This is a genomic window from Cupriavidus sp. FW305-3-2-15-C-LB2 (assembly GCF_058787575.1).
Window position 1 is genome coordinate 359,094 of record NZ_JBYSZW010000001.1, and the last position, 15,650, is coordinate 374,743.

Sequence of the window (15,650 nt, forward strand, 5' to 3'; positions counted from 1 at the left end):
AAGGGCTTGACTACGAAGCTCGCATAGGGAGACGACTCATGTCCGCAACTATCGATAAAGCACGGCAACTGGACGATTTGCTGAGCAACGCCGTCCAGGACGACAAGGAGAACGGTGTCTTCCGTTGTCGCCGCGACATCTTCACGAACGCCGATTTGTACGAGCTCGAGATGAAGCACATCTTCGAGAGCAACTGGGTTTACCTCGCGCACGAAAGCCAGGTACCGAACATCAACGATTACTACACGACGTGGATTGGCCGTCAGCCAATTGTCATCACGCGTGACAAGGCCGGTGAGTTGCACGCGGTCATCAACGCGTGCGCCCACAAGGGCGCCATGCTGTGCCGTCGCAAGCACGGCAACAAGGGCAGCTTCACCTGCCCGTTCCATGGCTGGACGTTCTCGAACGCCGGCAAGCTGCTGAAGGTAAAGGACGAGAAGACCACCGAGTATCCGGTGCAGTTCAACAAACACGGGTCGCACGACCTGAAGAAGGTTGCGCGCTTCCAGAACTATCGGGGTTTCCTGTTCGGTAGCCTTAGCGAAGATGTGATGCCGCTCGAGGACTATCTCGGCGAGACGAAAGTCATCATTGACCAAATCGTCTCGCAGGCGCCGGATGGTCTCGAAGTGTTGCGAGGCAACTCTTCGTACATCTACGACGGCAACTGGAAGATGCAGATGGAAAACGGTTGTGACGGCTATCACGTCAGCACCGTGCACTGGAACTATGCCGCAACGATGGGCCGCCGCAATGTCGAAGGCACCAAGGCCGTCGATGCAAACGGTTGGAGCAAGTCGGTTGCCGGTGTGTATGGCTTCGAGCATGGCCATATTCTCCTTTGGACCAACACGATGAATCCTGAAGTGCGTCCTGTCTATCAACATCGCGACGAAATCGCGGCTCGTGTCGGCGAAGACAAGGCGAAGTACATCGTGAATCAGACACGAAACCTGTGCTTGTATCCGAACGTGTTCCTGATGGATCAGTTCAGTACCCAGATTCGTGTCGTCCGTCCGATCAGTGTCGACAAGACAGAGGTCAGCATCTTCTGCTTCGCACCGAAGGGCGAAAGCGCAGAAAGCCGCGCGATCCGCATTCGTCAATACGAAGACTTCTTCAACGTTTCGGGCATGGGCACCAGCGACGACCTCGAAGAGTTCCGTGCATGCCAGGCGGGCTACGCCAGCACGACGTCGATGTGGAACGACATGTCGCGCGGCGCACCGTTGTGGGTCCACGGACCTGACGCGAACGCGAAGGGCATGGGATTGAACCCACTGATATCTGGCGAGCGCAGCGAAGATGAAGGTCTCTTTGTGGTTCAACACGAATATTGGGTGCGGGTGATGCGCGAAGCCCTGCGCAAAGAACAGGCGGAGGCAGCGGTATGAGCATCGGCTATCAAAAGGTCTGTAGCGCGCTCTATCAAGAGGCGCGCTTTCTGGATGACCGTCAGTGGGACGAGTGGTTGGCCTGCTACACAGCAGACGTCACCTACTGGATGCCTGCCTGGGATGACGATGACAAGCTTACCGAAGACCCGCAAAGCGAAATTTCCCTGATGTACTACTCGGACCGCGGCGGCCTGGAAGATCGGGTGTTCCGTATCAGAACCGAGCGCAGCAGCGCGTCGATGCCGGAACCGCGCACCAGCCACAACGTCACTAATGTCGAAGTGCTGGCGGAGCGGGATAACGAAGTCGACGTTCGATACAACTTCAACACGCTGAGCCATCGTTACAAGGTCACGGATCAGTATTTCGGCACCGCCTACGTCACCTTGCGCAACGTTGACGACCGGTTGCTGATTTCGAGCAAGAAGATTGTGCTTAAGAACGACTATATCCGGCAGGTGCTGGACGTCTACCACGTCTGATGCCACCGGATGGAATGAGAAAGGACGCAGGAGGTAACATGTCCAGCTACAACATCGCACTGAACTTTGAAGACGGCGTAACCCGCTTTGTCGAATGCAAGGCCGGCGAAAAGGTTCTCGATGCCGCGTTTCGCGCCAAGATTAACCTGCCGATGGATTGCTCCGACGGCGTGTGTGGCACCTGCAAGTGCCGCGCCGAGAGTGGCTGCTACGACCTGGGCGATGACTACATTGAGGACGCGTTGAGCGACGACGAGAAAGCTGGCGGTCTCGTGCTCACGTGCCAGATGGTGCCGCAGAGTGACTGCGTCATCGCAGTTCCGGCATCGTCGACGGTGTGCAAAACCGAGCAAAACAAGTTCGCTGCGACGGTCACGAAAGTCGAACAGCACAATGATGCGGCGGTGGTCCTTGAATTGGACGTGGACAGCATCCCTCCGGTCTTCCTCGCCGGCCAGTATGTGAACATCGACGTCCCCGGCAGCGGAAAGCATCGCTCGTACTCATTTTCGTCCGCGCCGGGCGCATCGAAAATCAGCTTCCTGATCAAAAAAATCCCTGGCGGCGTGATGAGTACCTGGCTCGAATCGGCGCAGCCAGGCCACAAGGTGCAACTGACGGGCCCCCTGGGCAGCTTCTACCTCCGGGCAGTGGAGCGTCCCTTGTTGTTCCTGGCTGGCGGCACGGGCTTGGCTCCCTTCCTGTCAATGCTGGAAGTTCTGGTTCGCGCGAACTCGGAGCAGAAGGTGCATCTCATCTACGGCGTGACACGAGACCTCGACCTGGTCCAGGTTGAGGCGATCCAGGCGTACGCCGCGAAGTTGCCGAACTTTACGTTCAGCACAGTGGTCGCAGAAGCGGAATCGAGCCATCCCCGCAAGGGCTGGGTGACCCAGCATATGCCGGCGGAATGTCTGAACGATGGTGATGTTGACGTGTACCTGTGCGGACCGCCGCCGATGGTCGACGCGGTGCGCAAGTATTTCGACGACAACGGCGTGAAGCCCAACAGCTTCCATTACGAGAAGTTCACGCCCAACGCAGCCCCGGTGACCCCATGAGCGCCAAGCGATTCGAAGGCAAGGTGATGGTGATCACCGGTGCCGCCCAAGGTATCGGACGCGGCGTCGCGCTACGCGCTGCGGCTGAAGGTGCGAAGGTTCTGTTTGTCGATCGCGCCGACTTCGTCTCCCAGGTCGCGGCGGAAGCAGTTGGGGCCGACACTGCCGGCTTCATTGCCGACCTTGAGACCTATGAAGGCGCAGCCTCCACGATGGCCTTCGCTGTGGAGCGATTTGGTCGAATTGACATTCTGGTAAACGGTGTCGGTGGAGCCATTCGCATGCGGCCCTATGCCGAGTTCGAACCGGCTCAGATTGACGCGGAAATCCGCCGCTCGCTCATGCCGACCTTGTACGGCTGCCACGCGGTGCTCCCGTACATGCTCGCTCAAGGACGCGGAACCATCGTCAACGTTTCCTCGAATGCAACGCGCGGCATCCGCCGCGTGCCGTATTCGGCGGCAAAGGGCGGCGTCAACGCGTTAACCCAGTCGCTTGCGATGGAGTATGGCGAGCACAACATCCGCGTGGTTGCTGCGGCACCCGGTGGAACCGAGGCGCCTCCCCGGCGCGTGCCTCGCAACGCGGCTGGAGATAGCGAGCAAGAGAGGACCTGGATGGGCGAGGCGGTGACGCAGGTTACTGAGTCGACCTTCTTCAAACGCTACGGCACGCTCGACGAACAGATTGCGCCGATACTTTTCCTTGCCTCTGACGAAGCAGGCTATATCACAGGCGCCGTGCTGCCGGTTGCGGGCGGCGACAACGGCTAGAACGCGTCGAAGAAACGGCGATAGGGAACCGGACGGTGAGCTAACGGAGAGCCATTGTCCCAGCCGGGATGGAGGCGGTCCACAAAGAGATTCGTTACGCGCCTGCTGTGAAGGTCAGAAGCGCTTTGAGCGTCCCTGACCAGATGGGTCGTGATGCGATGGCGAGCTGAGGGCCTTCGTAGAGGGCCGCCTCAGCCTGCAACTATCAGCGCACCATCCCATTCCTGCCCACGCTGCCCAAGACGGCAACAGCAAGATCCAACGCTTCAGGCTCAGAGACCTGGAGGCGCGCGCGTGAACCGCAGTTGCCGCGGAGAACGCCGCGACCATTCCTAAAACAATGGAGGAGACAAGGCATGCGTCACATTGACGTTCACAAGCTCGCCGACGATGCGCGCTTCAACAGATTCCACGCTGGCCTGCTGTTCTGGTGCGCGCTCATCATCATCTTTGACGGCTATGACCTTGCCGTCGTGGGCATTGCGCTCCCATCCATCATGAAAGACATGGGCGTCGACGCGACCCGCGCCGGCTTCATGGTCAGCTCCGCGCTGTTCGGCATGATGTTCGGCGCCGTCCTCATGGGTACTATTGCCGATCGCATTGGCCGGCCCAAGGCCATTGCAGTCTGTATTGCGCTCTTCAGCGTCTTTACTGCTGCGGCGGGAATGACGCATGATCCGGTCACGTTCAGCATTACCCGGTTCCTTGCCGGATTGGGCATCGGCGGTGTGATGCCCAATGTCGTCGCTCAGATGACAGAGTTCTCGCCGCGCAAGATCCGCGGAACCATGGTCACGCTGATGTTTAGCGGGTATTCCGTAGGCGGGATTCTTGCCGCAATTATGGGCAAATCACTGATCGAGACGTACGGTTGGCAATCGGTATTCCTGGCTGCGAGCGTTCCCGTACTTATCATCCCTCCTGTGTTGAAGCTGATGCCGGAGTCACTGCCCTTCCTGATCCAGCGCAATCGTCTGGACACTCTCAAAGCGGTACTGGCCCAGATGGAGCCCACCTACCGCGCTCAGACGACAGACCGGTTCGACTTGCCGCAGGCCGAGAAATGGTCCAGCGCTCCCATCAGCATGCTGTTCCGTGATGGCCGCGGATTCAGCACCGCGATGCTATGGGTCGCCTTCTTCATGTGCCTGTTTATGGTCTATGCATTGAGCTCGTGGCTCGCGAAACTCATGGCTGGCGCGGGCTATAGCCTCGGCTCGGCACTGACGTTCGTGCTGGTGTTGAACTTTGGCGCGATGGCCGGCGCAATCGGAGGTGGTTGGCTGGCAGACAAGTTCAATATCAAATACGTGCTGGTTGGCATGTACGCACTCGCCGCGATATCGATCACGCTGCTTGGCTACAAGATGCCGACCGAGGCCTTGTTCGTCGTGGTTGCGCTCGCCGGAGCATCCACGATCGGCACGCAAATTGTGACGTACGCCTATGCAGGGCAGTTCTACCCAGCCACCGTCCGGGGTACGGGCATTGGCTGGGCCTCTGGTGTCGGCAGAAGCGGCGCAATCCTCGCGCCCATTGTCATCGGCGTGCTGGTAAGCATGTCCCTTCCGCTCCAGCAGAATTTCGCTGCAATGGCAGTGCCTGGTGCCATAGCAGTGCTGGCTGTGCTCCTGATTGACCATAAGCGGTCGGCATCGGTGATCGACAGCAGGTCGAGCCAGGGAGAAGAGGATTCGGAACGGACGGTCGTTCTACGCGCCCAACACCGAAAATCCTGAGATAGGACAGCCAGGATGTGCGACGCCTATCTTCTTGGCGACTCGGGCCTGAGAGAAAAAGGACAGGCTCTCGCGGAGACGAAAAGCCTGCCATCGCTGACCCAATCAGTATTGGACGAAGCCAGGCTGCCCCGCACACGATGCGTGCGAATTGCCGACCAATACAAACGAAGACGGCGCCAAGCAAGCACAGAGGTCGCCTTATCGGTGACCCTGGAGGTGCAAAGAGTATGCCACGCCCATTCTACCCAATTTACTGAAATCAATCATGAGCAAGCCTTGCATTATTTCTGTTGCGATCACGGGATCACTGCCGCGCAAAAAAGACAATCCGGCTGTACCAATCACAGTGAGCGAGCAGGTGGAGTCGACCCAGGCGGCATTCGAAGCCGGGGCGACCCTGGTCCATCTTCACGTACGCAACGATGACGAAACTCCCACGTCAAATCCCGATCGTTTCGCCCTGGTGCTGGAGGGCATTCGCAAGCACGCGCCGGGCATGATCACCCAAGTGTCCACCGGGGGCCGCTCTGGGGCCGGCAATGAGAGAGGTGCCATGCTATCCCTGCGGCCGGACATGGCATCCCTGGCCACCGGCTCCGTCAACTTCCCGACCCGGGTCTATGACAATGCTCCGGACCTGGTCGACTGGCTCGCCGCCGAAATGAAAACCTACGGCATCAAGCCCGAAGTCGAGGCGTTTGACCTGTCGATGATCTTCCAGGCCGCAGCTATGCAGGCAGCCGGTGCGATCGTCGGTCCCCTGCATATCCAATTTGTCATGGGCATCAAGAACGCAATGCCGGTCGATCGCGAAGTGCTTGAATTCTACGTTCGTACCCTTAAGCGTCTTTCGCCAGATGCGACGTGGACCGGCGCTGGCATCGGTCGAAATCAACTGACGATGGCTCGCTGGTCTCTCGAGCTGGGCGGGCACTGCCGCACCGGGCTCGAGGACAATGTGCGGATGGACAAGCATACGCTCGCTCCGTCGAACGCCGCGCTTGTGCGCCAGGTTGCCGAGCTTTGCGAGGAGTATGGTCGCTCCGTCGCGACTGCAGCCCAGGCTCGCGAGATCCTGAATTTGTGCTGAGCACATTCCCACATCGCTCACCACAATCGAGTCCGCCAGGGTCTCCGCCGCCTCTGGGTTTGGCGTCGGTCGCAGTAACGGAGTTGGTCACGGTGCCTTCCGGCTCTTCCAAACTAAACACCAGCGGCGACGCCTGAGTCTGCTCCCTGGTTGCCCAAGCGTGCCTGCAGTTGCGTGAGCAGGGCTTGTGCTTCATCGGTGGTCAGGTCGATCCAATAAGGATCGCCGACAGGGGACGGTGGATTTTTGTGTCTGCCGGCGTCTCCGGCAGTGGGGCCGAAGCGGAGAACGCGCGTGCACGGCTCAGCCGTGCGTCTTCAATACGACGCAGGCGAGCAGGCCAAGCACGGCGATCAGGCTCAAAGTCTGGATCAGGGTCAGCGGCTTGCGGATGCGGGGGGGCGGAGGCAGAGGATGGCCGCTTCGAAGACATGACTGGTTTCAAAAGCAGAGGCGCAGGATAACGCGCGCCGTGTTCGTGCTGGCGCGCGAGGTGATGGAGCTGGCTTGTGTCGATCAGGCCAGCGCGAGCGGGCCGGCCAGCCATCGCGCGAAGTCGCTGACGACCTGCTGGTTCAGGGTGTGGCCGATCGGATAGCGGCGGTTCTGGTTTGGCACGCCCAGCGCAGTCAGCCACTCTTTGGCGCGCTCGGCCCAGGCCACCGGCAGCTTGTCATCGAACTCGCCGTGGGAGATCAGCGCCGACAGCTTGGCCAGCGCCTCGCGCGGCGCGAGATGCGGTTCGATCTCGGGCAAGATACGGCCGCTCAGCACGGCGAAGCCCGCCACCTCTTGCGGCGCAGTCAGCGACACGCTGGCGCTGAGGATGCCACCCTGGCTGAAGCCTGCGATCACCGTGGGCACGCGCGGCGCTGCAACCTTGGCATCCTGCGCGTGGAAGCTGCGCACCAGCGTGATCAGTTGCTGGCGGCTGCGCTCGGCCTGCGCCGCGTTGATGGCCGGTGCGCCGTTCTGGAAGCTGACTTCGAAGAAGCCATGCTGGCGTGGGCCGAAGACCAGCGGGCCTTGTACCAACGCTATCTGCACGCGCGGGTCGATGTAGCTCGCCAGGGGAGCGAGGTCGGTCTCGTTGCTGCCGACGCCATGCAGCAGCAGAAGACGCCCAGCGGGGACGTCATCCGTATCACGCAAGCGATAGCGCAGGCCGGAGGCAGCATCCTGATGCAGCGGGCCGATGTCTTGTGGGGTGGTGTTCATCTCAATTCCTGTGTTCAAGGCTTGGGGGGCGAAGCCGCGGCTCAGGCCGCCGCGCTCGCGCCGATCGCATACGACTCCATCGACAGGACGCCATAGGTGATGCCGCCGTCGATCACCTGCAGCGGCTCGCCCGTGCTGGCCGCGCCCACGGCCACCAGCAGCGGCAGGAAGTGCTCGTCGCTGGGGTGCGCGCGCACGGCATGCGGCGCGAGGCTGCGGTAGTCGATCAGCGGCTGCACGTTGCCGTGCTGCGTGGCGGCCCGCACCGCGCCGCGCACCCAGCGGGTGAACTCGGCCACATAGGGCGCCTCGCCACTGCCGTGACCGCGGAACTCGTTGAGGTTGTGCGTCATGCTGCCGGAGGCGACGATCAGCACGCCCTCGTCACGCAGCGGCGCGAGCGTGCGACCCAGCGCCAGTGCGCCGGCAGGGTCCAGCGGATGCGGCAGCGACACCTGAAACACCGGCACGTGCGCATCGGGTAGCAGGTGGCGCAGCGGCACCCAGGCGCCGTGGTCCAATCCGCGCTGCGGATCCAGCCGCGTGGGGAAGCCGGATTCCGTCAGCAGTTCGGCCGTGCGCGCGGCCAGGGCCGGATGGCCGGCCACCGGGTATTGCAGCTCATACAGCGCGCGCGGGAAGCCGCCGAAATCGTGGATGGTATCGGGCTGCGCGTTGGTGCTCACGCGTACTTCATGCGGCGTCATCCAGTGCGGCGACACCACCAGCACTGCTTTCGCGGGCGGCAGCGTGCGACCCAATTCAGTGAGCTGCGGGCCGGCCATGCCGGGCTGGATGGCGAAGGTGGGCGCGCCGTGCGAGATGAACAGCACGGGTAGGGTGGTGCGAGTGGCGGTGGCGGTAGCGGACATGACGGCATCTCAATGGTCGTCGCCGCGGGGAGGGGCGCGACAACGCGCGCGGCCGGGCGACAGGCATCAACGCAGTCTATTGGTTTTGCATTCGCTGATAAACTGCCTATCCTGTGATTTATCGTCCCGATAATCGAGACAATCAGCAAGAACGTGATGGATAGAGCCCTGGAAATGACTGTGTTCACCGCCGTGGTCGAGGCGGGCAGTTTCGTCGGCGCTGTGGAGGGACTGCGCATGTCCAAGGCGGCGGTGTCGCGCCATGTGGATGCGCTCGAGCAGCGCCTGGGGGCGCGGCTGCTTCAGCGCACCACGCGCCGGTTGTCGCTCACCGAGGAGGGACGCATCTTCTACGAGCGCGCCAAGGAAGTGCTAGGGGCGCTGGACGACGCCGAGTCCGAGGTCAGCTCGCGCACACTGGAGCCCAGTGGACTGGTGCGCATCAACGTGCCGCTGACCTTCGGCATCCTGCACCTCGCGCCGCTGTGGGCCGCGTTCATGGAGGCACATCCGCAAGTGGACCTCGACATCACGCTGAACGATCGCGTGGTCGACCTCGTCGACGAAGGTTACGACCTCGCGGTGCGCATCGGCGACATGCCCAGTTCCGCCCTGATCAGCCGCAAGCTGGTCAGCACCCGCATGCTGCTATGCGCCACGCCGCGCTATCTGGAGCGGCACGGCACGCCGCTGCATCCACACGACCTCGCGCACCACCGCGTGCTGGCCTACACGAACTGGTCCGATCGCGACGAATGGCATTTCGACGGCCCGCACGGCAAGGTCAGCGTGCGCACGCGTGCGCGCGTGCACACCAACAACGGCGACACCTGCCGTGGCATTGCCCTCGGGCATGGCGGCATCATGCTGCAGCCCAGCTTCATGCTGTACGAGGACTTGCGCAGCGGCGCGCTGGTGGAGGTGATGCCTCAGTTTCGCGCCGTCGAGATCGGCGTGTACGCGGTCTATCCCACGCGCAAGCAGCTGCCGCTGAAGGTACGGCGGCTGGTGGATTATCTGGTGGAGGCCTTTAAGCACGTGTCGTGGGAGCCCGGCGGCCTCCACGTGCCAAGCAGCGCCGCTGACGATTGAACGGGTGGTCTTATGGAAGTGCATCAGCGAAACGGCGTACAGCACTGTGCCGATCACCGGCAGTGCCTGCGGCCCAGCTCCTTCGGAGGCCAAAATTGCAAGCGCAGGTGCGCCGCTTTTCTTCTTGACAGGGCGCGGCATCAGCATGACTGCAGCGTGCAGACAGCCGGTCGGCTCCGGTTGCTGCTTCAGTCCGTCAGGAAACGCTGCGCGAGCAGGGCCCAGTAGGCCGCGCCGATGGCGATGTTGTCGTCGTTGAAGTCGTAGCCGGGGTTGTGCACCATGCAGGCGCCTGCGCTGTCGCCATCGCCATTGCCGATCAGCAGGTAGCTACCCGGGCAGCGCTCCAACATGAAGGCGAAGTCCTCGCTGCCCGGCAGCGCGGGACTTTGCGGCACTACACCGTCCGCTCCCAGCAGTTCGAGCGCCGTGCGGCGTGCGAATTCGGTCTCCTGCGCCGTATTGACGAGCACCGCGTAGCCTTGCCGGTAGTCGATCTCTGCGCGCACGCCATAGCTTTCCGCCTGCGCTTGCACGAGGGCTTTGATGCGCCGCTCCAGCATGGCGCGCACCTCCCCGTCCAGCGCACGCACGCTGATCTCCAGCGTGGCCTCCTGCGGAATCACGTTGTTGGCGCGGCCGGCGTGCATGGCGCCGACGGTTACCACCGCCATCTGCAGAGGATCGACGTTGCGCGCGACCACGGTCTGCAAGGCCAGCACGATGCCGGCCGCTGCTACCAGCGGATCGGCCGCGCGGTGGGGCAGGGCGCCGTGGCCGCCCACGCCCCGGAGGGTGACGGTCGCGTAGTCCGACGAGGCCATCATTGGCCCCTCGCGCAGCACCAGCTTGCCCTGCGGCATGCCCGGCATATTGTGCATGGCGAACACTGCGTCGCAGGGGTATTTCTCGAACAGTCCTTCCTCGATCATGCGCAGGGCGCCGCCCAGGCCTTCCTCGGCCGGCTGGAAGATCAGGTTGAGCGTGCCCGAGAACGCCGCCTCGCGCGCCAGGTATTCGGCGGCGCACAGCAGCATGGCGGTATGGCCATCGTGTCCGCAGGCATGCATCACGCCTGCGTGGCGGCTGGCATGGGGCAGCCCGTTCGCCTCGTCGATCGGCAGGGCATCCATGTCGGCCCGCAGGCCAAGCCGGCGCTTGCCGTTGCCGCGCTGCAGCCTGCCGACCACGCCAGTGCCGCCCAAGCCGCGCTCGACTTCGTAGCCCCATTCCACCAGGCATTTCGCGACGGCATCGCTGGTGCGGTGCTCCTGGAAGCCGAGCTCGGGGTGCTGATGGATATCGCGCCGCAACGCGATGAACTTGTCTGCGCCCGCGCGCAGCGATTCCAGGATGGCATGCATGGGGTTCCCTTTCTGTGTCAGGTGAGGGCGGTGATGCGTGAGGTGCGTCGGCGCGTTACTGAGGCTGAAGCCCGATGGCCTTGGCCAGGCCACGATAGCGTGCGGTTTCGCTCTCATAGAAACGGGCCGCTTCCTGCAGCGACATCGGTGCGGCCACCAGTTGCATCTGGGTTTCCAGGCCCGCGCGCACGGCGGGATCCTGCAGCACGTTGCCGAGCGCCTGGTTCAGGCGCTGGACCACGTCGGGCGGCGTTCCCTTCTTGACCATGACGCCAGTCCAGATGGTGAAGGCGAAGTTCTTGAGCAGCTTGCCTTCGCTGATGGTAGGCACATTGGGCAACAGCGCGGGACGGTTGGCGCCCACGGTGGCCAGCAGCTTCAGCCGCCCCTGCTGCGCCATGGCCCCAAGCGCGGCATTGAAGGGCACGATGGCGAAGTCCAGCTGGCCACCACCGATGTCCTGGACCAGTGGCGCCGCGCCCTTGTCGGCCGCCGGCGATGCGGATTGCCGTGGCGCGGGACCGGCGGCAGGCGTAGAACAAAGCAATTTTGGGTCTTCCGCACTTTGTGTGACGGCCGCGTCGAGGGCTTGATCTCGGGCCGATCTGGCCCCACGTTGATCGTTACCTTGAGCCAAGTTCTCGGTGGGATCGATCGTATTCTCGCCCGTGTGGGTAAGCGCGTCGTCTCCAGCGACGCGCGAGGGGAGACCATCACTGTCGAAGCCCGCAGTACGGTTCGCGCGGCACCTTGTCCTGCATGCCGTCGTTGGAGTAACCGACTCCACGGCAGCTATGTGCGCAGTCTGGAAGAACGACCGATGCTCGAGCAGCGGGTCGTTCTCGCCGTTGAGGTGCGTCGCTTCAAGTGCGCGAACATCGGCTGCCGTTCAAGCCGCTTGCGGCGCTTACGGCTGCAGATAGGCCCCGCCACGCGGCGAAATCGCCTTTCGAAAAAGCGAAAAGCCTCGCCTGTGCCCATCTGGGAGATCCCCGCATTTCAGGAAATTTGAAAGACTTATTTGGTCGGCATAGCTGTGCTTTGGCGACGGGGGGCCGTACATTGCGCCAATTACCGAAGACACGTTTGTAGGACAAACAAGAGGAGATTTGACGATGATTAGCCGATTCCGCCGATGGCTGCTGCTGACCGTCGCCGTGCTGGTGATGCCTACGGCATTAGCAGATAGCTTTCCGAGCCGCCCAGTGCGCTTGGTCGTACCCTGGCCAGCCGGGGGTGGCACCGACGTTGTGGTGCGTGTATTTGCCAAGCACTTGTCCGAGCGAATGGGGCAGAATGTGGTGGTGGAAAATCGGCCAGGCGCGAACGGCATGATCGGGACGGAGTTGACGTCGCGCGCTACACCGGACGGCTACACCCTGGGCATCGCATCGGTCGAGACACATGCCATTAATCCGCAGGTCTACAAAAAAGTCAGTTACGACGCGTTTCGACAGTTCGAACCCGTAGGCCGCATCGGCTCGTTTCCCTACGCAATTGTCGTCGGCACCAGCGTGCCTGCCGACTCCGTTGATGCATTTACGGCCTATGCAAAGAAGGCCGGCGGCCGCATGTCATATGGATCCTGGGGGGTCGGTAGTTCTTCCCAAGTTGCGATGGAAATGTACAAAGCGGCCACAGGTATAGACATGATGCATGTCCCCTTCACCGGCGCGGCGCCGGCGTTGGCTGCGCTGGCCGCGGGTCAGATTGACGCTTTGATGATCCCGGTTTCCATTGCCGCCCCCTATCACCAGAGCGGCAAGGCCAGAATTCTCGCTGTAGCAGCGCCGGAGCGCTTGCCCGAAGTGCCGCACGTTCCCACACTCAAGGAGCGCGGCATCGACGTTATCGGCGGCACTTGGCTGGTGGTAGTGGCGCCGGCAGGGGTGCCGACGGGGCTAGCAGAGAAGCTGAATTTGGCGATAGAAAAAGTGGTACGCGATCGTCAGTTCGTGGAAGCCATGCAGCGCATGTCGGTGCTTCCGGCCGGCGGCACACCCGGAGAGATTCGCAAGATACTGGCATCCGAATACCAGCGCTGGGGTGTGACGATCAAGAAAGCAAATATCCGCCTCGACTGAGGAAGCCATCTATGCGGTTTTCAGAACCGTTCCGACTTCAAACGAATCGCACCGTCACTGGGAACTGCTCAATGGCGCCAAGGTCGGGCGGCAGTAAATTGCCGAGGTCTGAAAGCGCGAGACCACATTGGTGGGTTCACCTACGGGTGGAGAGCCGCCGAGGGCTAGTAGCCTCGCTCTTCTGGGTTGAGCGATTACGTCTTGGGGCGACAATGCTGACTCCTCGCATCAATCCGTTGCATGACCGAGGCTGTTAAGGATTGTTTGATGTTTGATGGCACACGCATCGGTCCATGAGTTGGGCGTCGCCGAGGGTCACTTCAAAGAAGTACTTCAATCCGGTAATCGCGGCATTGGGCGAAACCGAAGAGATGCCGTGATCAACCAGATGGAGTTGATAGCTCCGTAGGTCTTCGGTACTGGCCGTGTCGGGAGAGCGGCCGAGGAAGATGAACTGACGCACGGCGCGGATGCATCGGGCCTGGGTCTTGTCCGCGAGCTTGCACATCCCCATGTCTTCAATCAGCGCTCGCGTAGCGGGCTGATGGTAGGCGTCGCGACTGACATGGCTGTGCTCCTGTCGAGGGTCGAGGGTCGAGGCGAATTTCCTAGGTCCTCAACATAGGAAACAGCGCTGGCGGATGAGTCAATTTGCGCTTGGCCGGAGGGTTACCGCGCGACCGGTTTAGTGTACGCCCGTGAGAGCGGGCGAGCTGCGGGGTGAAAGTCTCCGCCGGAGTTGGCCACAGCGGGCATCAGCCTGTGCGGTCTTGCCCATCTTGTGTAGCTGACGCCGAAGCGATTCCGACAGATACCGTGTGACATTGGGTTGATAGGCGTCAAGGAAGTCGCGTTGGTAACCCACGGGCTACGTGAACGCGCGCACGATCTGCGTGATCAACGGTCTTCCATATTATTTAATAGGTGATCCTTCAAAATAAACAAAAAACCCATTCAGTAAGCCGTGGTGCGCCAGGTTTCCTTCCGGGAACAAAATGGGGATAACAGGACGATCCCCCCAATCGGTCCATCAGGAGAGAGGCATGTCATCAGCGCAGGAGTCCACGGCCATGTCGCTGGCCGAGGCTTTGTCGAATGTGTTCGTCGAGCTGGCCCGAGAAGGGCTTCCGCAAGCCGTGCGAACCACTACTTGCCTGCACATTGCGGACGCGCTGGGCATCGGCCTGGCGGCGAGACGCACCGAGCTGGCAGCACAGGTTGAGGCCGCCGAACGCGCGGCTTCGGGCGATGGCCCTTGCCGGTTGATCGGTGGAGGCAAGGCGTCAGCCCTAGCCGCGGCTTTCACGAATGGGGCGTTGATCCATATCCTGGATTTCGATGATATCCACGATTTTGGTCGTTTGCACCCGGCTGCGTGTGTGTTCCCGGCTGCCTTGGCGGCAGCGGATTTGGCGCCTTGTTCCGACGAGCGGCTGGTCGATGCCGTGGCATTGGGTACCGAACTGATGGTGCGCCTGGGCGTGTTGTGTGCGCCCCAAGGCGATGGCCCGGGTTCCGACTGGTTCCTGACGCAGTTGTTTGGCTATCTTGGCGCGACCGTGGCGGCCGGGGTGGTGATGCAGTTCGATGCAGCGCGCCTGACCTCGGCCCTGGGGCTGGCCTACATGCAGTTAGCTGGCGGCAAGCAGGCAGGTTTTGGAACAGGCGCGACCTCCCGGGCCATCTACCCCGCGTTTGGGGCCCAGGGTGGCATGCATGCCGCGCTATTGGCACGCGCCGGCGTTACCGGCCCGGCTGGCGGGCTCGATGGCGCGGCAGGGATGTTTCGCATCTACCTGGGCGGCCCGCCCGACGAAGAAAGCCGGCCGCAATTGCTGGATTTCTCGATCTGGCACTTGCTAAATGTCGATATCAAGCCCTGGCCGTCCTGTCGCCTGTCGCACCCGTACATTGCGGTGGCGCTGGCTGCGCGAGCTGATGGCATACCGGCGCAGGGACGTATCGATGTTGCCGTGAATGCATCGGCGGCCCGGTTGTGTCATCCTTTGCCGCAACGCCGGCGTCCGCAGACCCTGCAAGATGCCAAATACAGCGTGCCGTTCATGACGGCTTATGCCTTGGTCCATGGCGCGCCCGTACTCGACAGGATGGACGACCGTGTGCTTGGAGACGAAGCCGTGCTGACGTTGGCTGAGCGTGTGGCGATCACTGAAAACCTTTCTGACAATCCCGGGCATCCCCAGGCCGAACTCACCTTGCATGCGGGCGATGGGGCCAGCCGGCATTATGTGTTTGACCCCCTGAGCCTGAAGATCGACGAGCAGGGCATTCGAAGCAAGTTCGAGCAATGCTGTGCCTACTCGGGCCGCGATAGCGCGGTCGTCGAGCAGGCCTGGAACGCCAGCATGCAAGGGCGCATCGCGCAAGCCTTGGCCGTGCTGGAGTAACGCACAGGTGCGGCCGGGAAATGCTCCCGGCCGCCAGGCATGCCCGGCCCAGATGGTGCCT

At 62.0% G+C, this 15,650-nt stretch carries 14 protein-coding genes and 1 pseudogene; 10 read left to right on the top strand and 5 right to left on the bottom strand.

The features are described from left to right. The first annotated feature begins 38 nt into the window (after positions 1 to 38). From AC3WRR_RS01870 to AC3WRR_RS01895, 6 genes are all read left to right on the top strand, one after another. Complete coding sequence (locus AC3WRR_RS01870) at positions 39 to 1,397, top strand: SRPBCC family protein (RefSeq protein ID WP_492295979.1); 1,359 nt, start codon at positions 39 to 41, stop codon at positions 1,395 to 1,397. After that, positions 1,394 to 1,882, top strand: a complete 489-nt coding sequence (benB, locus tag AC3WRR_RS01875) for a benzoate 1,2-dioxygenase small subunit (RefSeq protein ID WP_492295980.1) — start codon at positions 1,394 to 1,396, stop codon at positions 1,880 to 1,882. Before AC3WRR_RS01870 ends, benB begins: the two co-directional genes overlap by 4 nt. 38 nt (positions 1,883 to 1,920) lie before the next feature. Continuing rightward, positions 1,921 to 2,943, top strand: a complete 1,023-nt coding sequence (gene benC / locus AC3WRR_RS01880; protein WP_492295982.1) for a benzoate 1,2-dioxygenase electron transfer component BenC — start codon at positions 1,921 to 1,923, stop codon at positions 2,941 to 2,943. Next, on the top strand, positions 2,940 to 3,716 hold the full coding sequence (benD, locus tag AC3WRR_RS01885; protein ID WP_492295984.1) for a benzoate diol dehydrogenase BenD: 777 nt from the start codon (positions 2,940 to 2,942) through the stop codon (positions 3,714 to 3,716). Before benC ends, benD begins: the two co-directional genes overlap by 4 nt. A 356-nt stretch (positions 3,717 to 4,072) precedes the next feature. Further along, on the top strand, positions 4,073 to 5,458 hold the full coding sequence (locus AC3WRR_RS01890) for an MFS transporter (protein WP_492295986.1): 1,386 nt from the start codon (positions 4,073 to 4,075) through the stop codon (positions 5,456 to 5,458). A 268-nt stretch (positions 5,459 to 5,726) separates the two neighbouring features. Beyond that, positions 5,727 to 6,551, top strand: a complete 825-nt coding sequence (locus tag AC3WRR_RS01895; RefSeq protein ID WP_492295988.1) for a 3-oxoadipate:acetyl-CoA acetyltransferase — start codon at positions 5,727 to 5,729, stop codon at positions 6,549 to 6,551. 516 nt (positions 6,552 to 7,067) lie between these two features. On the opposite strand, the gene AC3WRR_RS01900 is transcribed toward AC3WRR_RS01895, so the two are convergent. After that, positions 7,068 to 7,769: an alpha/beta hydrolase gene (locus AC3WRR_RS01900; RefSeq protein ID WP_492295990.1), complete on the bottom strand. Its 702-nt coding sequence runs from the start codon at positions 7,767 to 7,769 to the stop codon at positions 7,068 to 7,070. Positions 7,770 to 7,810: 41 nt separating this feature from the next. Next, positions 7,811 to 8,641, bottom strand: a complete 831-nt coding sequence (locus tag AC3WRR_RS01905; RefSeq protein ID WP_492295992.1) for a dioxygenase family protein — start codon at positions 8,639 to 8,641, stop codon at positions 7,811 to 7,813. A 156-nt stretch (positions 8,642 to 8,797) separates the two neighbouring features. On the opposite strand from AC3WRR_RS01905, the gene AC3WRR_RS01910 reads away from it, so the two are divergent. Then, on the top strand, positions 8,798 to 9,733 hold the full coding sequence (locus AC3WRR_RS01910; RefSeq protein WP_492295994.1) for a LysR family transcriptional regulator: 936 nt from the start codon (positions 8,798 to 8,800) through the stop codon (positions 9,731 to 9,733). 188 nt (positions 9,734 to 9,921) lie between these two features. Here the strand turns inward: AC3WRR_RS01910 and AC3WRR_RS01915 are convergent, their stop codons facing one another. Next, positions 9,922 to 11,097 (bottom strand): M20 aminoacylase family protein, encoded by a 1,176-nt coding sequence (locus AC3WRR_RS01915; protein WP_492295995.1) that lies wholly within the window; start codon positions 11,095 to 11,097, stop codon positions 9,922 to 9,924. Between the two features lie 55 nt (positions 11,098 to 11,152). Next, positions 11,153 to 11,644 (bottom strand): tripartite tricarboxylate transporter substrate-binding protein, encoded by a 492-nt coding sequence (locus AC3WRR_RS01920; protein ID WP_492295997.1) that lies wholly within the window; start codon positions 11,642 to 11,644, stop codon positions 11,153 to 11,155. Positions 11,645 to 11,725: 81 nt separating this feature from the next. Here AC3WRR_RS01920 and AC3WRR_RS01925 point away from each other — a divergent pair. Further along, positions 11,726 to 11,983 (top strand): annotated as a pseudogene (locus tag AC3WRR_RS01925) (transposase family protein); the annotation flags it as partial. A gap of 229 nt (positions 11,984 to 12,212) precedes the next feature. Continuing rightward, positions 12,213 to 13,181, top strand: coding sequence for a Bug family tripartite tricarboxylate transporter substrate binding protein (locus AC3WRR_RS01930; protein ID WP_492295998.1), 969 nt, complete (start codon positions 12,213 to 12,215; stop codon positions 13,179 to 13,181). Between the two features lie 253 nt (positions 13,182 to 13,434). On the opposite strand, the gene AC3WRR_RS01935 is transcribed toward AC3WRR_RS01930, so the two are convergent. After that, positions 13,435 to 13,689, bottom strand: coding sequence for a phage integrase N-terminal SAM-like domain-containing protein (locus tag AC3WRR_RS01935; protein ID WP_492296000.1), 255 nt, complete (start codon positions 13,687 to 13,689; stop codon positions 13,435 to 13,437). A 535-nt stretch (positions 13,690 to 14,224) separates the two neighbouring features. Here AC3WRR_RS01935 and AC3WRR_RS01940 point away from each other — a divergent pair. Further along, complete coding sequence (locus AC3WRR_RS01940; protein WP_492296002.1) at positions 14,225 to 15,589, top strand: MmgE/PrpD family protein; 1,365 nt, start codon at positions 14,225 to 14,227, stop codon at positions 15,587 to 15,589. Positions 15,590 to 15,650: the final 61 nt, after the last annotated feature.

Coding starts and splice junctions, on each gene's coding strand:
- AC3WRR_RS01870 (WP_492295979.1), top strand. CDS start 39: ATGTCCGCAACTATCGATAAAGCACGGCAACTGGACGATTTGCTGAGC.
- benB (WP_492295980.1), top strand. CDS start 1,394: ATGAGCATCGGCTATCAAAAGGTCTGTAGCGCGCTCTATCAAGAGGCG.
- benC (WP_492295982.1), top strand. CDS start 1,921: ATGTCCAGCTACAACATCGCACTGAACTTTGAAGACGGCGTAACCCGC.
- benD (WP_492295984.1), top strand. CDS start 2,940: ATGAGCGCCAAGCGATTCGAAGGCAAGGTGATGGTGATCACCGGTGCC.
- AC3WRR_RS01890 (WP_492295986.1), top strand. CDS start 4,073: ATGCGTCACATTGACGTTCACAAGCTCGCCGACGATGCGCGCTTCAAC.
- AC3WRR_RS01895 (WP_492295988.1), top strand. CDS start 5,727: ATGAGCAAGCCTTGCATTATTTCTGTTGCGATCACGGGATCACTGCCG.
- AC3WRR_RS01900 (WP_492295990.1), bottom strand. CDS start 7,769: ATGAACACCACCCCACAAGACATCGGCCCGCTGCATCAGGATGCTGCC.
- AC3WRR_RS01905 (WP_492295992.1), bottom strand. CDS start 8,641: ATGTCCGCTACCGCCACCGCCACTCGCACCACCCTACCCGTGCTGTTC.
- AC3WRR_RS01910 (WP_492295994.1), top strand. CDS start 8,798: ATGGATAGAGCCCTGGAAATGACTGTGTTCACCGCCGTGGTCGAGGCG.
- AC3WRR_RS01915 (WP_492295995.1), bottom strand. CDS start 11,097: ATGCATGCCATCCTGGAATCGCTGCGCGCGGGCGCAGACAAGTTCATC.
- AC3WRR_RS01930 (WP_492295998.1), top strand. CDS start 12,213: ATGATTAGCCGATTCCGCCGATGGCTGCTGCTGACCGTCGCCGTGCTG.
- AC3WRR_RS01935 (WP_492296000.1), bottom strand. CDS start 13,689: ATGTGCAAGCTCGCGGACAAGACCCAGGCCCGATGCATCCGCGCCGTG.
- AC3WRR_RS01940 (WP_492296002.1), top strand. CDS start 14,225: ATGTCATCAGCGCAGGAGTCCACGGCCATGTCGCTGGCCGAGGCTTTG.